This is a genomic window from Priestia sp. FSL W8-0001 (assembly GCF_038050335.1).
Classification (GTDB): domain Bacteria; phylum Bacillota; class Bacilli; order Bacillales; family Bacillaceae_H; genus Priestia; species Priestia flexa.
In genome coordinates, this window is record NZ_JBBPAL010000001.1 from 3526683 (window position 1) to 3545853 (window position 19171).

The following is a 19171-nucleotide window of genomic DNA, read 5'->3' on the forward strand; positions in this document are numbered from 1 at the left end:
TTTTAGCAAACTTATTGTAAAGATGCAACATTATTGCTTTTTTTCTATCTATGACAGCACAGTTTTTCGTAAAAGAAGCCCGAAACATGAGTTTCAGGCTTCTCATTTATAAATTTCGGTTACAAAGTGGCTTTAACTTACTCATAAATTCATTAAATTGAGGGATATTCATCTGCTGCGCAGAATCTGATAGTGCAACAGCAGGGTCTGGATGAACTTCTGCCATTACTCCATCAGCTCCAATTGCGAGCGCTGCTTTGGCAGTTGGGAGCAGTAAATCTCTTCGACCTGTGGAATGCGTAACATCTACAAGAACTGGTAAATGAGTTTCTTTTTTCAAGATTGGAACAGCTGAAATATCTAATGTGTTGCGAGTTGCTCGCTCATATGTCCGAATCCCGCGTTCACATAAGATAATTTGACCATTTCCTTTTGACATAATGTATTCAGCAGCATTAATAAATTCATCGATTGTAGCAGCTAAACCCCTTTTTAGTAATACAGGCTTATTCACGCTTCCTGCTGCTTTTAGTAATTCAAAGTTTTGCATGTTTCGTGCGCCAATTTGAATAACGTCTACATAATCAAGTGCTGTTTCAATATCACCAGGGGTCACAATTTCACTAATAACGGCTAAATCGTACTCATCAGCAGCTTGCTTTAAAATCTTCAGACCTTCTAACCCCAACCCTTGAAAGTCATATGGTGATGTTCTAGGCTTATAAGCTCCACCTCGAAGAAGCTTAATTCCTTGCTGCTTAACTACTTTTGCCACCTCAGCAACTTGTTCATAGCTTTCCACTGCACAAGGGCCCGCAATAAACCGCTGACTACCATCGCCAATTGCTTCTCCTTTTACCATGACAATTGTATTATCTGGCTTTTTCTTTCTTGAGACAAGAAGCGCTTTTCTATGGTCATCTTCTTGAAGCTCAAGGTTCGCTTTAAAAATTTCTTTGAAAATATGCTGCAAAGTAGATGTTTCAAATGGCCCTTCATTTTTCTCAACGATTAAATCAAGCATTACCCTTTCACGAACGGGATCAAAACGATTCGTTCCTTGTACCCCTTTTAGCTTACCAACTTCCTGAACGAGCATTCCTCTTTCATTAATAACTTTTAGTAGCTGTAGGTTCAGTTCATCGATTTGAGAACGTAGTTGCTGTAAATCTTGTTTCGCCATTTGGTTCCACCCTTCCACCTTTACGGTAATCAATATTCACTTGTTTATCTCTCTGCCAGAAATAGCAAAGACACAGAAGTCCTTTGAAGAATCTGTTGATCTAGGAGGATATAGATAGAGGAGAAAGACTAAGTTACTATTCATTTTATACGAAAATAAGCTGAAGCACAATAAACGAAAGCTTGCGCAAATAATCATCACGCAAGCTTTTTCCACTTCTTTTATTTACTTACTCTTTTACTTAGTTCTTCTTCAGTAATCTTCCAATGTGAAATGTCCCACTTCACTTTACCATCTTCAAAGAAAAGTGCTTGTGGTGATTCATGTTTAACACCATATGTCTCAGCAATATAGTTTGATAGCGGGCGTGCTTCTTGCACGTGTAAATAGTATGCTTTCACTGAGTTTTGATTGTTTACATAGTTTGAGAATGCTTCATGACCGGCGCCACTAATCGGACAAGTTGTACTATGCTTTAAAAATAGAAAAGATTCATTTTCATTGACTACTTCATTAAACTCTTCTACGCTTATAATTTTCTTCATTTCCATCATCCTTTTAAGTTTTTTTCTTTATTTTACCTTCTCAATTACTCATTCACAATAAATTGGCACATTGGATAGTCACAAAAAAAAGCGTTCAATGAGATGAACGCTTACTAGCACATTTAAGGACGGTTGATATTGCTTTCGACTTCATCTAACGCTTCTTGGGCTTCCGTTAGTTTTTGCTGAAAGTCTTCATTACTTTGAGACTCTACTTCATCAGCGAGTACCTCAAGGCTTGTTGGGGGTAAATTATCTTCATGCTGATCAGCTTTTCTGAAGTTTTTCACTTTATCTACGACTTGTGATGATTGCTCTGAAATAGTTTGGGACAAGTCCGCTGTTTTTACTTTAGCAGTTTGAGCGAATTCTTGTCCTTTTTCAACAGCATTATTTTTTACTTGCTCTGTTTTTAAACGAACATAAGCCGCTTGTTCATTTAAATCCGCTCTTAGTTCTTTACCTGCTTTCGGAGCTAACAATAAAGCAGTCGCTGCTCCTACTACTCCTCCAATAATCGTTCCTAATAAAAAGTCTTTATTTGTTGATTGATTATTTGCCATTGCTTTCTCCTCCAGTATACTTTTAAGAATAAGATCTTGAGCGCTTTTGTGATGGTTTAGCTAACTCAGTAGCAGTCGAATCAACAGTAGATTGTTGAACAGGCTTTCTTCTTGCTTTCAGTCGTTCCCATACATCCATTGCTACATTGCTCCATTGAACAACTTGCGCAACGGTCTCTTTATTTTCTTCCACCTTTTGCGAGACGCTAGTAGAGACGTTCTTTAAAGATTTGTTTAAATCATGAATTGAGTCCCCAACACCTTTTACCGAGTCAACTACGGTATTTAAAGCTTCTGATTTCCGTTGGATATCTTCTGCTAATAAATTAGTTTTATGTAAGAGTGCGGTTGTTTCCGTTGTAATACCTGTCATTTGTTTTTCCAGACCATCGAGCGTTCCTGCCACAGAAGTAAGCGTTTGTTGTACAGAACGAAGCGTCTTTGATACTGAAACAACAAGATAGAAAATCGCAATAGCGACTACTGCAGCGCTTAAATATAAAATAAGAATCATATTTAATCCCCTCCTCGTTCATATTGTTGATATAAATACATTCCCAATTTTAAGACAGTTTAAACATCCGATTAGAAATTGGAATTGTTTATCCTTATCATACACTATCTTCCTCATTTTCTTAAACTTTTATTATTTATCGCCTTATCTTTTGGAAAGTATAACTAAAATACCCTTTATTCATCAACAAAAAATAAATAATCGGTTACAATAAGGAAGTGGCATTTGTCGCTTATTTTAAAGGAGGGATACATATGAAAGATCCTAGAATTCAAACTTTAGCCCATAATTTAATTAATTACTCCGTTCGTCTTCAAAAAGGCGAAAAGGTTTTAATTGAAAACTTTGGCTTGCAGCGTGAACTTGTAACTGCACTGGTAGCAGAGGCATATGCTGCAGGTGGGTACCCATTTGTTTCATTAAAAGATCATACGGTAGACCGTGCTCTCCTTCAAGGTGCACAAGAAGAACAATATAGCATGATGGCTAACTTTGAAGCAAACGTGATGAAGGAAATGGACGCTTATATTGGATTACGTTCAGGTTCCAATATCTTTGAACAATCTGATGTGCCAGGAGAGAAAATGCGTATTCATGGAAATACAATCGGTAAAAAGGTTCACCGTGATATTCGTGTACCAAAAACGAAATGGGTCGTCTTACGCTACCCAAATGATGCAATGGCTCAGCTAGCTAAAATGAGCACAGAAGCATTTGAAGACTTTTACTTTGATGTATGTAACTTAGATTACAGCAAAATGAGTAAAGCAATGGATTCACTTGTTGACCTAATGAATCGTACGGACAAGGTTCGTTTAACAGGAAAAGGGACTGATTTAACCTTCTCTATTAAAGATATTCCTGCCGTAAAATGTGCTGGTGAAATGAACGTTCCAGATGGAGAAGTCTACACAGCTCCCGTCCGTGATTCAGTAAACGGAACAATTGCTTATAATACACCTTCACCATATCAAGGATTTACGTTTGAAAACGTAACGCTGACGTTTGAAAATGGAAAAATTGTTGAAGCAACAGCAAACGATACAGAGCGTATCAATGAGATTTTTAATACAGATGAGGGTGCTCGCTTTGTAGGAGAGTTTGCTATTGGTGTAAACCCATATATCCAACATCCGATGCAAGATATTTTATTTGATGAGAAAATTGATGGAAGCTTCCACTTTACACCGGGTGAATGTTATGAAGATGCGTACAACGGAAATAAGTCAAACATTCACTGGGATATGGTTATGATACAACGCCCTGAATACGGCGGTGGAGAAATTTACTTTGATGATGTGTTAATTCGTAAGGACGGTCTTTTTGTATTAGAAGAATTAAAAGGATTAAATCCAGAGAATTTAAAATAATCAAGTATTTAAGCAATCAAAAAAGCTCAGATTAGCTAATCTGAGCTTTTTTATTATGAAACTGTTTTTTGATATAGTTCTTCAAACTTTTGAATATCTCCAGCTCCCATAAATACAAGAACTGCTTCATTGTGACCTTTTAATGTTTCAATCGTTTGTTCATCAATAAGCTCTGCTCCATTAATTTTGCTACGCAAATCTTCAATTGAAAGCTTGCCTTGCTGTTCACGAGCTGAGCCAAAGATATCGCATAAATATACCTTATCTGCATGCTGTAAACTTGTAGCAAAATCCTCTAAAAACGTTTGTGTTCTTGTGAATGTATGAGGTTGGAATACAGCAACTACTTCTCGATTTGGATACTTCTGACGAGCTGCTGAAATTGTTGCGTTAATCTCAGTTGGATGGTGCGCGTAATCGTCAATTAATACTTGCTTTCCAACACTTTTTTCACTAAAGCGTCGCTTTACACCTTGGTATGTCTTAAACCGCTCTTGTAACACAGCTACCGGGATATCTTCATAATGACATAGTGCAATTACTGATAGAGCATTCAAAATATTATGGTCTCCGTATCCAGGAATTTCAAATGATGCAAAGAACGTATTGCGTACAAACACATCAAATGCTGTTCCAGCTGTACTTTTCACGATATTGCGAGCTTGAAAATCGTTTTCTTCACCTAATCCATAATATAAAACTGGTACTTTTGCTTGGATTTGCTGAAGATGCTCGTCATCGCCACAGGCAATAATACCTTTTTTCACCTGTAAGCCCATTTCTTGAAACGCACTGAATACATCTTCAATGTTCGCAAAATAATCTGGGTGATCAAAATCAATATTCGTCATGATTGCATAATCTGGCGTATATGATAAAAAGTGACGGCGGTATTCACAAGCTTCAAATGCAAAGTATTTGCTATCTTTTACACCTTTTCCTGTACCGTCTCCAATTAAATATGAAGTTGGTTCAGCGCCTTGAATAACATGGGCTAGCATACCAGTGGTCGATGTTTTACCATGAGCACCTGTAACAGCGATACTTGTAAACTGTTTCATATAATCACCTAAAAAACGGTGATAACGTACAACAGGTAGATCGCGCTTCATCGCTTCTGCAATTTCCTCATGCGTATCAGGAAACGCATTTCCAGCAATTACAATCATACCTTCTTTAATGTTTTCTTTATTAAAAGGTAGAACAGGAATCCCCTGCTCTTCTAATGCTTTCTGTGTAAAGATTTCTTTTTCAATATCCGAACCTTGAACTTGAAAGCCCGTATCATTTAAGATTTGTGCCAACGCACTCATCCCTGTTCCTTTAATACCTACAAAATGGTAAACTGTCATATAAAGAACCTCCAACATTCGTCTATCTGTAAGACAGTATATGACGGTTATCAATAATTGCTCTTACAAACATGTCATTCTTCGCATTTGTTTGTGTAAAATGACAACAGCTGCATATTATATCACTTCTGCAAATTTCTCAACAGGCTTTGAGAGCCTTGACTTTTGGCTATTTTTGAAAGACTCGGACCTCAGTCAAATAGGCAACCGCATATCTTTTTAAAAATTGTCTCCAAGTGAGTTTTTCATTTTGATTCAGTGATTGATGTAGCTTCTCCATACTAGCTTCTGCTTGTATAAAGTAAGAGCCTACTAATACGTCATAACCGAGTGACTTTATTTTCCGAACCCATAATACTTTTTCAACATCTGTGTTCTTAAACCTTCCTTTTACATCTTTGATGATAACCTGCTTGTTTGTCAATGGACTATATCCTTTTACGTAAAAAGACTCACATACTTTTGATACAATAATCGGCTCTAATACACTTGTTAAAAACAAAGCACTTTGAATTAAAAATGTTTCATTTCGTGTAGCTGCTTTTTCACTTATAAACTGCTGCAACAATGTTCGTCCTTGAATTGTAACATAATCAAATGCAAACCAATGTTGAAATAAATACTCTTTGTCGCTTAGCTGCATTTGTTCCTGCGAAAGTCCTGTACGCTCACGAAAAAGGTGAGCCGCTCTCACTTTTTCTCGAATATTTGTATACCGCATCACAAACAAAACATATTCATCATAAAAGGATTGAATAGCATCATCCGTTTGGGATTGTTTTTCTTTCCGAATTTCAATTAAATCGATAATGTCTTGATGGTTATTCGCCATTGCCTCTCACACTCATTATCGAGGAGCCGTATCATATCGCTTGTGAGCTGACGTCCTCATTACTAGTTATGCTTTCCAAATCAAACTGGAAAAAACAATGAAATGTTACCCCTACATATACTAAATCATTTTTTGTAATCTGACAAACCTTTATCTCTGTTCTCACACTTCCAAAATAACCTAATCTTGTTACATACATAAAGACCTGGCTTAAGCTACTTTGCTAAAATAGCCGTAGCAAGCCAGGTCTTTACTTTAATAGCTGGCCGTTTTATTTTCAAGTTCATGCAGTTCATCTTCTGTAATCAGCACGTCTCTTGGCTTACTTCCTTTTGCCTCTGAGATAATTCCTTGCTGCTCCATCATATCAATTAATCTTGCAGCGCGGTTATAACCAATACGGAAGCGGCGTTGCAGGCTTGATGCTGAAGCACCGTCCTGGTTTAGAGCAAACTCACACGCCTCATAGAATAATTCATCATCTTCCTGTGTTGAAAACGTCTGCTGTTTTTTTAACAGCTCCTGCTGATCGAATAAATAGGTTGGCTTCATTTGCGATTTTACATGATCTACGACACGATCAATCTCTTCATCTGATACAAAATTACCTTGAACTCGAACCGTTTTAGACGAACCGTTTTCTAGTAATAACATGTCTCCTTTACCAAGTAGCTTCTCCGCTCCACCTGTATCAATGATGGTGCGAGAATCCACTTGAGAAGAGACTGAAAAGGCTACGCGAGTTGGGACATTCGCTTTAATAAGACCCGTGATAACGTCAACAGAAGGTCTTTGCGTTGCTAGAAGCAAATGAATACCGCATGCTCTTGCTTTTTGAGCTATACGACAAATCGCTTCTTCTACTTCACCAGGCGATACCATCATTAAGTCTGCCAGCTCATCAATAATAATGACGAGATATGGAAGCTTACCGCTTTTTTCGCTATGCTCTTCTACTTTTTCATTATAGCGTGTAATATCACGCACACCTGTATGCGCAAACAGCTCATAGCGACGCTCCATTTCTTCTACAGCCCATTTTAAAGCTGATGTTGCAGCTTTAGCATCCGTAATAACAGGGCTTACTAAGTGTGGAATGCCGTTATAAGGAGCTAACTCAACCATCTTTGGGTCGATAAGCATCAGCTTTACCTCGTGAGGGGCTGCTTTATAGAGCAAGCTTACAATAATTGTGTTAATGCATACGCTTTTTCCTGAGCCTGTGGCCCCTGCAATTAGTCCGTGGGGCATTTTATTCAAGTCTGTTACGACAGGAGCACCTGAAATATCTAAGCCCAGTGCAACTGTTAACGGTGATTTATTTTGTGTAAACGCTGGGTCAGTTACTATTTCGCTAAGTAAAACCGGCTTACTTTGTTGATTGGGCACTTCAATACCAATTGTATTTTTACCTGGTATTGGCGCCTCAATCCGAATATCTCTTGCTGCTAAACTCAGTTTGATATCATCTGTTAAATTTGTTATTTTATTTACCTTAACGCCTGGCTCTGGCTGAACTTCAAATCGTGTAACGGTTGGACCTTTCGTCACATTTACTACTTTAGCACGAACGTTGAAATTATTTAGCGTCATATCAAGCAGGTCACTTTGCTCTTGTACCCAATCATGATCTTCTTCCATTTCAATTAAGGGTGCATCTAATATTGACATAGAAGGAAATTGATACGACAACTCTGCTTGAGAATCCATTGGCGGCATTTCTTCTTTAAGTAGCGCAGGAATTGGTTCTTCATCATGTACTTCTTGCTTTTCCTCCATTTTCAAACGCTCTATAGATGACGATTTAGTGGCTTTTTCACGATCCTTTTTTAACATCATGACATTAAAAGGAACTAACCTGCGCCCTCCATTTGATGAACTTGTACTTGACGATACGGTCTTTTGGTTAGTTGCTTCTGACTCATCTGCGAATGCTTGCGGCTCTTCTTCAATTGAAGGGTGATACCCTTTTGTCTCCTCAAATTCGCCACCATTAGTCTCTTCCCGCTCTTCCTGTTTTGGAACACTTTCCACTATTGATTCCGGCTTCTCTACTACTTCAGACTCTACAACATCCACATGGTCTTCAAAGTGAGTTGATGGTTCCTCTACTTCTTCCACTGATAAGTCTTCAATATGTAAGGAAGGGACTGGTTGAGGTTCGACATAAGCATCTTTTACCTGTTCACTAAACGATTCTGCCTTTTCTATTTCCTTGCTTTCCTCTTGCTGTTCTTTGCGCACCAAAGGCTCTACATATGTTCTTTCGTTACGTATTTCCTTTCGAAGAGACTCATAAGTAGGCGTCGGCTTTACGCCAGCTGGGCTCGAAAGCTCAAATTCCACCACTTCTGAATTTTGTTGAGAAAGATGATGGTTAGCTGGACGCTTATTAAACCCATATACGGGTGACGGGATTTCAGTCGGACGAAACGGCTTTTTCACTTGCGAAGTCGGCTTAGAAGCGACCGGTGCCTTTTTTTCTTGTACTGGCTTCACATATTCTGGACGTTGAAAAGAAGTTGGTTCTTCTTTAGTCAACTGATAACTTTTCAGTATAGGCTCTCGTTCATTTTTCAATTTCTCAGCAGGCCTTTCTCTTCGACGAACCTCACGCCTTGGTGAATCATCTGAACGATTAAATTGATTGTCATCTATAAGCGGAAAGCGAAATTGACCTTTTGGATAGTGATAAGCTACTTTTGCCTCTAATTCTTGATGGGTTGTCCCTTTTTCTTGTCTCGGTAAGCGGGCTGGCGTTTTCTTCTTTGGAGTAGCTGCTTTTTCATTGACCGTGTCTTGAACTGGCCTTTGCTTCATTTCTGTTTCTTTCTTAGGTTCATCTAATGGAATCTCTGTTTCTCGACCTTTTTCATCTACTATAATTTCTTTTACTTCATAACCTAATAGATAATCCATCATTTTTCGCATAAAACCCATTTTTATCACTCTTTCTTCCTTAACAGTCGTATTTCTATTTATAAAAAACCGTATGCTTCTTGTAAAATTTTCAATTTTTATACACTCTCATTCATTTTACCATGTATCCAATAGGGTTCCTATAAAATCTATTAACTAGATACCCGATATATTGTGAAATATGCAAAAAAGCCACTAGAACTACTAGTAGCTTTTAATTTTATCAAATTTATAAAACCATTGACAATTGCTTTTCACAAACTGTAATCCTTTGAAACATAGGTGTAAAGCAACATCCGACTTTGGCATCATATAGAGTTAGGCTGAGAACTCTTCTCCTACTTTTGCGCTTTCTTCCAACACTAAAATACCTTTTTCTTGAGGAGCATTTGGTAAAGCCAATTCTTTTGCAGAACAGATCATACCAGAAGAAGGTACGCCACGAAGTTCTGCATCTTTAATAACAAGACCACTTGGCATAACAGCGCCTACTTTTGCCACTACAACTTTTTGTCCTGCCTCAACATTTGGAGCGCCACACACAATTTGTAACGTCTCTGTCCCAACATCTACTTTACAAATATTCAATTTATCAGCATTTGGATGCTTCTCTTTTTCTTGAACGTAGCCCACAACAAATTTTGGAGACAAGTCTACTTCAATCGATTCAGAAAATCCGCTTTCCTGAATAACTCGGTTTACTTCCGCTACTAGCTCTTCTGTTAACTTAATAGGTCCATGCCCTGAAAAAGATAAAACAGTAGATGCTTCAAAAATATTATAGCCAGCAGTAATATTTGATTTTTCATCAAAGATTCGCGTTACATTCTTTTTTGTTTCAAACGTTCGGTTTGAAAGTTCAATGTCTCGAAGAGATACGATTAACGTATCACCGATACCTTCTTTGTTGTAAAAAATATTCATTCCTTAACTCCGTCCTTTACTACGATTTTTTCCTAAAATGAAAATCGGTTCTAAACGCCCGTTTTCATACAAGAAAGAGAGTGCTGTAATGGGTACTCTTCCACTAGCAAAAAAGCTCATATTCATCTGTGCTAATATATCATAGCCTGTTTCATTTTGAACATCTGCTAAAATTAAAACATCCTGATGAGGCACAGCAATTGTGAGCGTTCCTTTTACTTTATCTTGAAACTCTTGTAAGAAAGATTCATTTAAAATCCGGCTCGCATCGTACCCGTCATTGGCATTAACAAAATAAAAATCATTGCCTGCAACTGTATCTTTTTTATATGTAATTGGCAATGAACGAAGATTAAACTTTGCCATTTCCCTTATAGATGTTACATCAAGCTTTTCTTTTTGCAGAAGCTTTTCATCTATTAATCGATACGTATTACCTAAATCTAAGGCATAATAAACTCTTGTTTCTGCCGTATGATCATCATATACGAGCGGAACATCTTCGTTTGTTTTCGTTGGAAAAGAGGTAGACCGAATAACTGGAAGAACCTTCTTTTCTTTTGAGTCTAATTGTTGTTCATCATTCATTACGCGCACAGCTTCTCTTATATAATATATCATTTCGTCTACTGCTGCGTCTTTTTTTTCTTCCCATTTCGCAATGAGCCCTGGTAGTGAAACCGTTAATCCTTTTTTTGTTTCAGAATGCTCAATTCTTAGCGTATCGTTTTTTTGATCAAATTGAAAACGTAGATTTTCATCTTTCAAACGATCTTGAACTAACTTTTTCATTTTAACACTTGTCATCTTCACTGAAAAACCCCTCCTTTTCACCAAAAGAAGCTTAAAATAAGGCCTCTTGTTAAAACAACAGGCCTAGCGATAGCTTATCCTTTTAAACTTTCAATAAATTGTTCAATTTCTTCCTGCGTTTTACGATCTTTGCTTACAAAACGTCCGCTTTCTTCACCGTTGTTATATCCTACAAAGCTTGGAATACCAAAAATATTCAGTTCAATGCACAAATCAATAAACTGATCTCGATCGACATAATGAAACGTATACTCACTATACTTTTGCTCAATTTCAGGTAGAATCGGTTCAATTACACGACAATCTGGGCACCAGTCTGCTGAAAACATCATGATGTGCTTTCCTTCTTTAATAACCTCATTATATTGTCCAATACTTTCCATTTTCTTCATTTTTATTTCCTCCTTTATGTTTTATGTCTCGTTTCTATTCAAAAAGACATTGGGTTTATGCTTCATTTAATTTTACATTCACTCATATGAAACCATAGTCAAACAGATGGTGCAAGTATCTTACTTTCAAGTATGTAGAACGTTTTACTATTATAAGACGTTAGTATATCCTATTTAGCGGTTTTGATGAAATAGATATTGACCATACAGCATACGAACAACCTGCTCAAACATAGCCGTTCTGGTAAGGATTTCTGATGTGAAGATACCGATTGCTCCTTCATTTGAACGTACATCTTCTTTTTTTGTAAAGCGTTCCATAGCTTCTGCTAACTCAATTTTTTCTTCTTTTAACACCCTTGCAATTTCCTCAGGCAATAAAATTCTTGCACCACCCGCAATGATTGGCTTTTCAAGAGACCGACTACTTAAAGCTCCCCAGTTGCACAAAAATAAGCCGTAATCCGTTTCTGTTACGCCCCCTTCTAATCCAATCCCTAAGTCTATCTCATCTTTACATACTTTCTCTGAACGATTAATAGCTCCTTGAATGGTTTCTTCATCTGAAAACGGTTGGCTAGATACACCTGAAGGCACATCAAATGAATAGTATGTCATCTCTTGTCCAAATACATTTTTAACAGCATTTACTTTAGTTGGATTTTTCGTTCCGATTGCAATGTTCATTCCGTTGCTCCTTTGCATGTTTTTTAATTAACACAAAAAACAATCGCTTTTTACAAGCGACTGTTTTAAGACTACACCTGCTCTTTAAGAGTAGCTACTGTTGTTTCGTCTGTTGCCCGCACGAGCTTCACCAATAGTTCTTTTGCAGCAGCATAATCGTCTACGTGAATCATGGAAGCATGTGTGTGAATATATCTTGAACAAATACCAATTACAGCTGATGGAACACCGCTGTTAGACGTGTGAACGCGCCCAGCATCTGTCCCACCTGGTGACACAAAATACTGATATGGAATACGGTTGGTCTCAGCCGTATCTAGAATAAACTCTCGAATACCTCGATGCGTTACCATCGTACGATCAAAAATGCGAAGCAGTACACCTTTTCCAAGCTGACCAAATGCATTTTTATCTCCTGACATATCATTCGCTAGGCTGGCATCTAGCGCATAAAAGACATCCGGCTTAATCATATTTGCAGCAGATTGAGCACCTCGTAAACCTACTTCTTCTTGCACAGTTGCTCCAGCATATAGAATGTTTGGAATCTTATCATCCTTTACCTCTTTCAATAACTCAACTGCTAATCCACAACCGTATCGATTATCCCACGCTTTTGCTAAGATTTTTTTCTCGTTAGCCATTGGTGTAAATGGACAAATGGGTACAATCTGATCTCCAGGACGAATCCCCATATCAGCAACTTCTTGCTTGGAATCGGCTCCAACGTCAATCATCATGTTTTTAATAGCCATCGGCTTATTACGCTGCGCATCCTCTAACAGATGTGGAGGAATCGATGCAATAACGCCTGTAATCTTCTTCGTTCTTGTAATAACCTCGACGCGCTGAGCTAATAATACTTGACTCCACCATCCGCCTAATGTTTGGAAACGAAGCATTCCTTTATCGGTCACACCGGTCACCATAAATCCAACTTCGTCCATATGCCCAGCTACCATTACTTTTGGACCTGAAGAATTGCTTTTTTTCACTCCAAAAATACTTCCAAGTCCATCTTGAATAATTTCATCAGTTAAAGGCTCCATTTGTGATTTCATAAAAGACCTTACCGCATGCTCATGCCCTGGAGCACCCGGAAGTTCTGTTAATGTTTTAAATAATGATAAAGTTTCTGAATTCATCTTTCGTCTCCTTTATGTATGTCATTACTTTTCATTGTAGCGAAAAGTCAAAATACTTTCCATTTTTCTTCCTTAACCAAGAGGATTGCTTAACAATCAAAGTATGTTTTTGTATAATGGACTATAGTAAGAACTTTTGTTTTTATTAAAAAAAGAAGGTGATTATTATGAAGTATACGCAGCTCATAACTGGCATTGCTGTTGGTTTTGCAAGCGCTTATCTATATCAAAAGAAAAAGTCGTCTCTTTCATCCATGGAAGCATTGCATATTGCAAAGCAAGCATTTAAAAGAAATGGTCCCATTAACGGCTCTTGGATTCAGACGACGACCAAGGTTATAAACAGGTACGGCCTCGCTTTTGAAGGTTACTCTGGTGGTATTACTCGTTCTGTCAATGGAAATCAGGAACAATATGAATTCTTCATTGATAAAAGTAGCGGTAACATTATTGACTTAGTAAAGATTGATTAAACTTTACTGCATCTATGATGTGACCTTTAGTATCCCACTTAATCGCTCGGTAATAAGCATCGTGGTAAAAACTAAGCCATGCATTTTGATTGTATGCATACTGAAGCCATTTTTCTTTTTGAGAAATAGATGTCATTGGAAAATCGTCATAGGCCATAACCCACAACACATTATGATGAGCATGAGTTGGTAATAGATCTCCCATATGCACAAGCTGCTCGCCTTGACTACTAATGACAATGACAGAATGTCCATCACTATGCCCACCTGTGTGATGCATCGTAAATTCTGGGAGCAATTGAAGAGAATCATGAAACGGCACAACTTGAGATTCAATAGCTTCCCAATTTTGCTTCCAATACGTATTTTTTGAACGTATATTAGGGTTTTGCATTTCGTTCCATTCAACGTCGCTTACATAAATAACTGCGTTTGGAAATGTAGACTCCAATTTCCCTTGACTTCTCGTTGTTAGTCCCGCTACATGATCAAAGTGCATATGTGTCATCGCTACTTTTGTTACATCATGTCGCGTTAATCCTAGCTTCATTAAATCCGTTTCTACGTTAGATTCTTCCGTAATGCCAAAATGTTTTTTTTGCTTACCTTCAATCATTCCGTTTCCTATGCCTGCATCAATTAAGATAACTTCATTACCAGTTTGAACTAGCAATGGATCTGTTCTCATTGGGATACGATTGTCATAAGCAGTAGGGTATTTTTTAGACCAAAGCTCTTTTGGTACAACACCAAACATAGCTCCCCCGTCAAGATGATTATCTCCACCATTTAACCAAGAAACTCTCACATCTCCTATTGTTAACGTTTCCATTTTTACACCTCCCATATATTCCTATTTATTGTATCACTCCCTATTTACGTTTTTATAGTCTTTTTTAAACAAAAAAGAGTTTGGAACATAACAAAATGATTGCTTCTAAAAGACGAACACTAGCTGTTCCCATCTCTTTGGTTTGTCTGAATACGTTCGTTCCATTGCGCTACGGCCACTCGCTTTCCGCGGGGAGGAACCTGAGCTTCCTCGCTGCGCTGCGGGATCTCAGTTTTCCCTCTCTTTCCCGCAGGAGTCGAGTGTCCTACGCTCCATTCCACCCTGTTTCCAACATTGTTTTCACAATCAACCAAAAAACCTGAATGATTAAAAGTTATGAACTCTCAATCGTTCAGGTATAGTAGAGGCTGAACTACTTATGTCTCAGTCTCCTTATAGATATTATTTTTCATTCATGTATTTAACTTCTGAACGATAAATACGACTTCCCTTTTGAGAAAACTTTTCTTCATACTCCGTCATAATATTTCCTTCGAAGTCACTAGCATGTAAATCTAAACTTACGTACTTTAATAACAAGCCATATTCAGAAAAGCTCATTAAAGAGTATTCAAACAATCCTTGATTATCTGTTTTAAAATGAATCTCTCCACCATCGATTAAAATTTGTTCATAGATATTTAAAAATGTTTTGTACGTTAAGCGTCTTTTAGCATGACGAACTTTTGGCCAAGGATCTGAAAAGTTTAAGTATACTCGCTCAACATCACCTTTAGCAAAATATTCCGTTAGGTCTTTTGCGTCAACGCTTAGCAGTTTAAAATTCGGTACTTCTGCTTCAATTATGCGATCTAGCGCACTAACAATTACACTTTCATATAACTCAATACCAATGTAGTTAATGTTTGGATTTTGCTTAGCCATCCCAAGTAGGAATTGACCTTTTCCAGTTCCAACTTCAATATGAATTGGGTTATCGTTTCCAAATACCTCGTTCCATTTGCCCTTATGTTCTGCGGGATTTCCAACGGCATATTGTGGATACTGTGCCAATTTCTCTTTTGCCCAAGGCTTATTTCTTAGTCTCATACTGCACACCTCATCTATATTATCAAAAATTATCAAAATTGAACCACACGGAAAATGTCGGTTATTTTGTACAACCGACATTCGTATGAATAATTGTATTCATAAAGAAAAAAATAAAAGCATCATACGAGAAAGGATGGTGCACTATGCCTTTAAACGCTCAGCATCAAATGGCTATCTTAAAGGACATCTTATCAAATCACCAAACTGACTGCTGTGGAACAGTCTCTGAATGCGAACAAGTTGAACGTTTAGCTCAAGCAATGCTAGCAAATGGAACTGCTAATGAACAAGTGTATCGCACGCTTCAAAACATTTGCGAGTATACACAGACTGCAAAAAGCGCGGCGCATCTCGATCAACATATTGAAACAAATAAACAAAATTTATCCCAATGGGTTGAAGAACTATCTAGTCTATCTTAACTAAACTTACTGGCTTAACTCTCATTTTCAAGCAATACTTTTAAGTAGTTAAGCCAGTAGTTCATTTCTGGTAATTCTTGCTTTGTACGATGCCATTGTACAAATAAAATACTTTGACTCACAACATACCACTTCATTCGCTTTTGCAAGCTATCTGTTAAAGCAATACCGTACTTTTCTAGCCAACCCTTCCATTCTGCTGGATCAATGTACCAGTACAGCAGAAGGCCTAAGTCAATAGCTGGGTCAGCAATCATCGCTCCGTCCCAATCGATTAAATATAGCTGTTCATTCTCACCTAGCAACCAATTATTATGATTGACATCGCAATGACAAACAACATATTCCTCTGGCTGAACGAAATCCACTTCTCGCTCTAAATACAGAATCCCTTGCTCAACAACTGGTTCTTTCTGCAAGTCCAAATCTACATTTGCTCGAATATCGAGTAGAACGTCTTGTGGTAATAACGACTCTTTCCCTAATCTTTTTAACATATCCAACAACTCTTTAGAGTGATGAATTTTACTCAGCAGTTCTGTTACGCTATCCGAGTTCATATCTTGAGGTTTTAACTCTCGACCATCTAGCCAGTGTTGAGCTGTAATTACATCTCCATTTTCCATTCGTTTGGTCCAAACTAACTTTGGAACAATCCCTTCTGCTGACAAAACAGCTAGGAAAGGAGATGAATTGCGCTTCAGAAATAGCTTTCGGTCTTGAAACCTTGCGAAATAAGCATCTCCAGTTGCACCGCCAGCAGGAGTCACTTCCCATTCGCTTCCTAATATATGTTCCAACCAATTCACCTTCAATTTCAACACACACATTTCATTAAAAATTTAAAGTTATGTTTACTTCTATTTATATCATCAACAACGTGTATTTGTTTTATTAAATAAAAAAGACAGCTATTGCGGACATATACCAATAGCTATCCTTCATAAATTTTATCCTCTTCCCGCTTTTCTCGTCAAGTAGCAGAATAGCACTTATGTTTTAAATAATGCTAAAACGCCAACCGCAGGAACCGCTGCTTCGCCTGAAAGGGCTTTTGGAAATGGATACTGATAAGCGCTTTCTCCATCGATTACGACGTTCCAACTCCCCTGTGGCAAGTTAATATAATGAGTTGATGTGTCTTGGTTAAACGCGACAATGATATCCTTCCATGGTCCGTATTTTTCTACATTGGCAAGAGCATACGCAACTATTTCTGGCACCGATTCTAAGAACTTCATATGCTTACGAATTCGCTCGGTTGTATGAAAGCGAAATGCGCCGTGCGCTTTTCTTAGCTGAATCACTGCTTGTAGCCACTTTATATCCTTGTTATAGATTTTCCGCTGCTCCCAATCAAATTGATTGATGCTATCCGGTGAGCGATAGCTATTTTCAACACCTTGTTTTGTTCGATAAAATTCTTGTCCTGCATGTAGAAAAGGAATGCCTTGAGCTAATAACACCATTGCACTTGCAAGCTTTTGCCTTTTTTGCAAAATTTGTTTCTCCTCATGTGAATTACACTTACTCAATTTATCCCACAGCGTGTGATTATCGTGTGATTCTACATAGTTTATCGAAGAGGTAGGCTGAACAAATAAATACTTCTCTCCTTTTTGATAAGAAACACTGCCAGCCATTACTTGCTTTACTTCGTCAACTCGATGGGTGTTGCCACAAATAAAACCTTTATCATAGATGTTAAAAGTACTTCCCTTGATAAAATCTCGAAAACGATCATTAAAGAATCCAATATGTGGGACTTTATCAGAGTTATAGATTGTTGCTTTTTGCTCTGAAGATAAAGGGGTATTTAGATCCCACCCTTCACCAAACAGCAAAATGGATGAATCATATTCAAACAGCTTTTGTCGAATCGTATTCATCGTTTCAATATCTAAAATTCCCATTAAATCAAAACGAAAGCCATCAACATCATATTCTTTGACCCAAAACAAGACGGAGTCAACGATAAATTTACGCGCCATCTTACGCTCAGAAGCAAAATCATTTCCTACACCTGTTCCATTGGACGGCATTCCAAATTGATCATGCCGGAAGTAATATCCTGGAACAATCTTTTCAAAAGAAGAGTCTTCCCTTACATATACATGGTTATAGACAACATCGAGTATAACACGTAGGTCATTCTCATGAACCGCTCGAATAAGTTGCTTTAGCTCTAGAATACGAGCTATAGGATTTGTTGGCTCCAAAGAATAGCTACCTTCCGGCACATTAAATAGGAGTGGGTTGTAGCCCCAATTATAGGTATCTAAAGGCTTCAGTTCATCTACGCCATCAAAGTCATTAACGGGTAGGAGCTCCAAATGTGTAATACCAAGTTCCTTTAAGTAAGCTAACCCTGTTGTTACACCGCTTTCTGTTGACGACTCAGTGAATCCTGCATATGTTCCTTTATTGGACGCGTTACTGGAAGGATGAATGGTAAAATCACGAATATGGACTTCATAAATAATAGCATCCGTGGGCTTTTGAAGCGGAGCCTTTTTCACAGGCGGCTGCTTAGTTTTGTGTAAATTCACCAACACACCGTATTCACTGTTTGCTGATGCTGCTATTGCATACGGATCAACAGCTTCTCTCGTAACACCGTTGACCGTTACCTCATAGCTATAGTGATGCCCTTCTTTTTCAAGGCCACAAATCGCTGTCCACACTCCCTTTTTCATACGAGCCATGCCAATATATTCTTTATTTAACGTTTTAGGATTGATAAGCTTTACCTTCACATCTGTAGCAGTCGGTGCCCATAATTTCAGCTGAATATGTTGCTTGGTAAAAACCACACCCAAGTCCGATTCATTGTAAAAAAAAGCATCATCGAATTCAGGAGTGCGAATGACAGCTCCTATCTTTAAATCTGCTTTGGCACCACGTTCTTCTACCACTTGATACTCTTCACCAATCTCTATTTTTATTTGACAGTAGCATTCATATTTTATAGCCTCATGTAATACTTTTCTATCCTTTAGCTTTAAAGAAAGCGATTGGCCATCTCTCATTAAACAAAGTGAATTCACTTCTCCATCGTAGTAAGATTTAGGAACAAGAACGGTAACCATATCCATCTTATCTAAATATGCTTCAAATTTTTGATTATCATAAGCCATCTGTTCTCCTCCTAC

19 protein-coding genes are annotated in these 19171 nt (G+C 37.8%); 3 read left to right on the forward strand and 16 right to left on the reverse strand.

Translation table 11 applies throughout. The features are described 5' to 3' along the window. Positions 1–106: 106 nt before the first annotated feature. The 4 genes from MKZ18_RS18545 to MKZ18_RS18560 form a co-directional block, all read right to left on the reverse strand. Positions 107–1183, reverse strand: coding sequence for a bifunctional 3-deoxy-7-phosphoheptulonate synthase/chorismate mutase (locus tag MKZ18_RS18545; RefSeq protein ID WP_025909480.1), 1077 nt, complete (start codon positions 1181–1183; stop codon positions 107–109). Positions 1184–1404: 221 nt separating this feature from the next. Continuing rightward, positions 1405–1728 (reverse strand): bacillithiol system redox-active protein YtxJ, encoded by a 324-nt coding sequence (gene ytxJ / locus MKZ18_RS18550; protein ID WP_025909481.1) that lies wholly within the window; start codon positions 1726–1728, stop codon positions 1405–1407. Between the two features lie 122 nt (positions 1729–1850). After that, on the reverse strand, positions 1851–2291 hold the full coding sequence (locus MKZ18_RS18555) for a YtxH domain-containing protein (RefSeq protein ID WP_061785747.1): 441 nt from the start codon (positions 2289–2291) through the stop codon (positions 1851–1853). A 22-nt stretch (positions 2292–2313) separates the two neighbouring features. Beyond that, complete coding sequence (locus MKZ18_RS18560; RefSeq protein WP_025909483.1) at positions 2314–2805, reverse strand: DUF948 domain-containing protein; 492 nt, start codon at positions 2803–2805, stop codon at positions 2314–2316. A 254-nt stretch (positions 2806–3059) separates the two neighbouring features. Here MKZ18_RS18560 and MKZ18_RS18565 point away from each other — a divergent pair, with 254 nt between their 5' ends. After that, the gene (locus MKZ18_RS18565) at positions 3060–4175 is read left to right on the forward strand and encodes an aminopeptidase (RefSeq protein WP_340842070.1); all 1116 of its coding nucleotides are present in this window, start codon (positions 3060–3062) and stop codon (positions 4173–4175) included. A gap of 53 nt (positions 4176–4228) precedes the next feature. On the opposite strand, the gene murC is transcribed toward MKZ18_RS18565, so the two are convergent. From murC to MKZ18_RS18605, 8 genes are all read right to left on the reverse strand, one after another. Next, on the reverse strand, positions 4229–5527 hold the full coding sequence (murC, locus tag MKZ18_RS18570; protein ID WP_025909485.1) for a UDP-N-acetylmuramate--L-alanine ligase: 1299 nt from the start codon (positions 5525–5527) through the stop codon (positions 4229–4231). Positions 5528–5696: 169 nt separating this feature from the next. Further along, on the reverse strand, positions 5697–6359 hold the full coding sequence (locus tag MKZ18_RS18575) for a hypothetical protein (RefSeq protein WP_025909486.1): 663 nt from the start codon (positions 6357–6359) through the stop codon (positions 5697–5699). A 255-nt stretch (positions 6360–6614) separates the two neighbouring features. Next, on the reverse strand, positions 6615–9299 hold the full coding sequence (locus MKZ18_RS18580; protein ID WP_025909487.1) for a DNA translocase FtsK: 2685 nt from the start codon (positions 9297–9299) through the stop codon (positions 6615–6617). Positions 9300–9596: 297 nt separating this feature from the next. Continuing rightward, positions 9597–10202 (reverse strand): YtpR family tRNA-binding protein, encoded by a 606-nt coding sequence (ytpR, locus tag MKZ18_RS18585; RefSeq protein ID WP_025909488.1) that lies wholly within the window; start codon positions 10200–10202, stop codon positions 9597–9599. Between the two features lie 3 nt (positions 10203–10205). Continuing rightward, positions 10206–11009, reverse strand: coding sequence for a DUF1444 domain-containing protein (locus tag MKZ18_RS18590; protein ID WP_025909489.1), 804 nt, complete (start codon positions 11007–11009; stop codon positions 10206–10208). 80 nt (positions 11010–11089) lie between these two features. Then, positions 11090–11407 carry a thioredoxin family protein gene (locus MKZ18_RS18595; RefSeq protein WP_025909490.1) on the reverse strand — a complete coding sequence of 106 codons (318 nt, stop codon included), beginning with the start codon at positions 11405–11407 and terminating at the stop codon, positions 11090–11092. Between the two features lie 174 nt (positions 11408–11581). Further along, positions 11582–12094, reverse strand: a complete 513-nt coding sequence (locus MKZ18_RS18600; RefSeq protein WP_025909491.1) for a DUF84 family protein — start codon at positions 12092–12094, stop codon at positions 11582–11584. Positions 12095–12165: 71 nt separating this feature from the next. Then, on the reverse strand, positions 12166–13239 hold the full coding sequence (locus tag MKZ18_RS18605) for a M42 family metallopeptidase (protein WP_341344590.1): 1074 nt from the start codon (positions 13237–13239) through the stop codon (positions 12166–12168). 167 nt (positions 13240–13406) lie between these two features. On the opposite strand from MKZ18_RS18605, the gene MKZ18_RS18610 reads away from it, so the two are divergent. Beyond that, entirely contained in the window at positions 13407–13712 is a 306-nt protein-coding gene (locus MKZ18_RS18610; protein WP_025909493.1) for a PepSY domain-containing protein, read from the forward strand. Here MKZ18_RS18610 and MKZ18_RS18615 read toward each other — a convergent pair. Continuing rightward, a complete protein-coding gene (locus MKZ18_RS18615; protein ID WP_078989178.1) occupies positions 13687–14544 on the reverse strand; it encodes a YtnP family quorum-quenching lactonase in 858 nt (285 codons plus the stop codon). The two genes, MKZ18_RS18610 and MKZ18_RS18615, sit on opposite strands and share 26 nt — an antisense overlap. Before the next feature lie 402 nt (positions 14545–14946). Continuing rightward, positions 14947–15594 (reverse strand): tRNA (guanosine(46)-N7)-methyltransferase TrmB, encoded by a 648-nt coding sequence (gene trmB, locus MKZ18_RS18620; protein ID WP_082802796.1) that lies wholly within the window; start codon positions 15592–15594, stop codon positions 14947–14949. Positions 15595–15740: 146 nt separating this feature from the next. On the opposite strand from trmB, the gene MKZ18_RS18625 reads away from it, so the two are divergent. Continuing rightward, complete coding sequence (locus MKZ18_RS18625) at positions 15741–16019, forward strand: YtzH-like family protein (protein WP_025909496.1); 279 nt, start codon at positions 15741–15743, stop codon at positions 16017–16019. 14 nt (positions 16020–16033) lie between these two features. On the opposite strand, the gene MKZ18_RS18630 is transcribed toward MKZ18_RS18625, so the two are convergent. Further along, the gene (locus MKZ18_RS18630) at positions 16034–16840 is read right to left on the reverse strand and encodes a phosphotransferase family protein (protein WP_373688728.1); all 807 of its coding nucleotides are present in this window, start codon (positions 16838–16840) and stop codon (positions 16034–16036) included. A gap of 171 nt (positions 16841–17011) precedes the next feature. Further along, positions 17012–19156, reverse strand: coding sequence for a type I pullulanase (gene pulA / locus MKZ18_RS18635; protein ID WP_341344591.1), 2145 nt, complete (start codon positions 19154–19156; stop codon positions 17012–17014). Positions 19157–19171: the final 15 nt, after the last annotated feature.

Bases quoted from the DNA above. Each gene is read 5' to 3' on its own strand.
- MKZ18_RS18545 (WP_025909480.1), bottom strand. From the start codon at position 1,183: ATGGCGAAACAAGATTTACAGCAACTACGTTCTCAAATCGATGAACTG.
- ytxJ (WP_025909481.1), bottom strand. From the start codon at position 1,728: ATGAAGAAAATTATAAGCGTAGAAGAGTTTAATGAAGTAGTCAATGAA.
- MKZ18_RS18555 (WP_061785747.1), bottom strand. From the start codon at position 2,291: ATGGCAAATAATCAATCAACAAATAAAGACTTTTTATTAGGAACGATT.
- MKZ18_RS18560 (WP_025909483.1), bottom strand. From the start codon at position 2,805: ATGATTCTTATTTTATATTTAAGCGCTGCAGTAGTCGCTATTGCGATT.
- MKZ18_RS18565 (WP_340842070.1), top strand. From the start codon at position 3,060: ATGAAAGATCCTAGAATTCAAACTTTAGCCCATAATTTAATTAATTAC.
- murC (WP_025909485.1), bottom strand. From the start codon at position 5,527: ATGACAGTTTACCATTTTGTAGGTATTAAAGGAACAGGGATGAGTGCG.
- MKZ18_RS18575 (WP_025909486.1), bottom strand. From the start codon at position 6,359: ATGGCGAATAACCATCAAGACATTATCGATTTAATTGAAATTCGGAAA.
- MKZ18_RS18580 (WP_025909487.1), bottom strand. From the start codon at position 9,299: ATGGGTTTTATGCGAAAAATGATGGATTATCTATTAGGTTATGAAGTA.
- ytpR (WP_025909488.1), bottom strand. From the start codon at position 10,202: ATGAATATTTTTTACAACAAAGAAGGTATCGGTGATACGTTAATCGTA.
- MKZ18_RS18590 (WP_025909489.1), bottom strand. From the start codon at position 11,009: ATGACAAGTGTTAAAATGAAAAAGTTAGTTCAAGATCGTTTGAAAGAT.
- MKZ18_RS18595 (WP_025909490.1), bottom strand. From the start codon at position 11,407: ATGAAGAAAATGGAAAGTATTGGACAATATAATGAGGTTATTAAAGAA.
- MKZ18_RS18600 (WP_025909491.1), bottom strand. From the start codon at position 12,094: ATGAACATTGCAATCGGAACGAAAAATCCAACTAAAGTAAATGCTGTT.
- MKZ18_RS18605 (WP_341344590.1), bottom strand. From the start codon at position 13,239: ATGAATTCAGAAACTTTATCATTATTTAAAACATTAACAGAACTTCCG.
- MKZ18_RS18610 (WP_025909493.1), top strand. From the start codon at position 13,407: ATGAAGTATACGCAGCTCATAACTGGCATTGCTGTTGGTTTTGCAAGC.
- MKZ18_RS18615 (WP_078989178.1), bottom strand. From the start codon at position 14,544: ATGGAAACGTTAACAATAGGAGATGTGAGAGTTTCTTGGTTAAATGGT.
- trmB (WP_082802796.1), bottom strand. From the start codon at position 15,594: ATGAGACTAAGAAATAAGCCTTGGGCAAAAGAGAAATTGGCACAGTAT.
- MKZ18_RS18625 (WP_025909496.1), top strand. From the start codon at position 15,741: ATGCCTTTAAACGCTCAGCATCAAATGGCTATCTTAAAGGACATCTTA.
- pulA (WP_341344591.1), bottom strand. From the start codon at position 19,156: ATGGCTTATGATAATCAAAAATTTGAAGCATATTTAGATAAGATGGAT.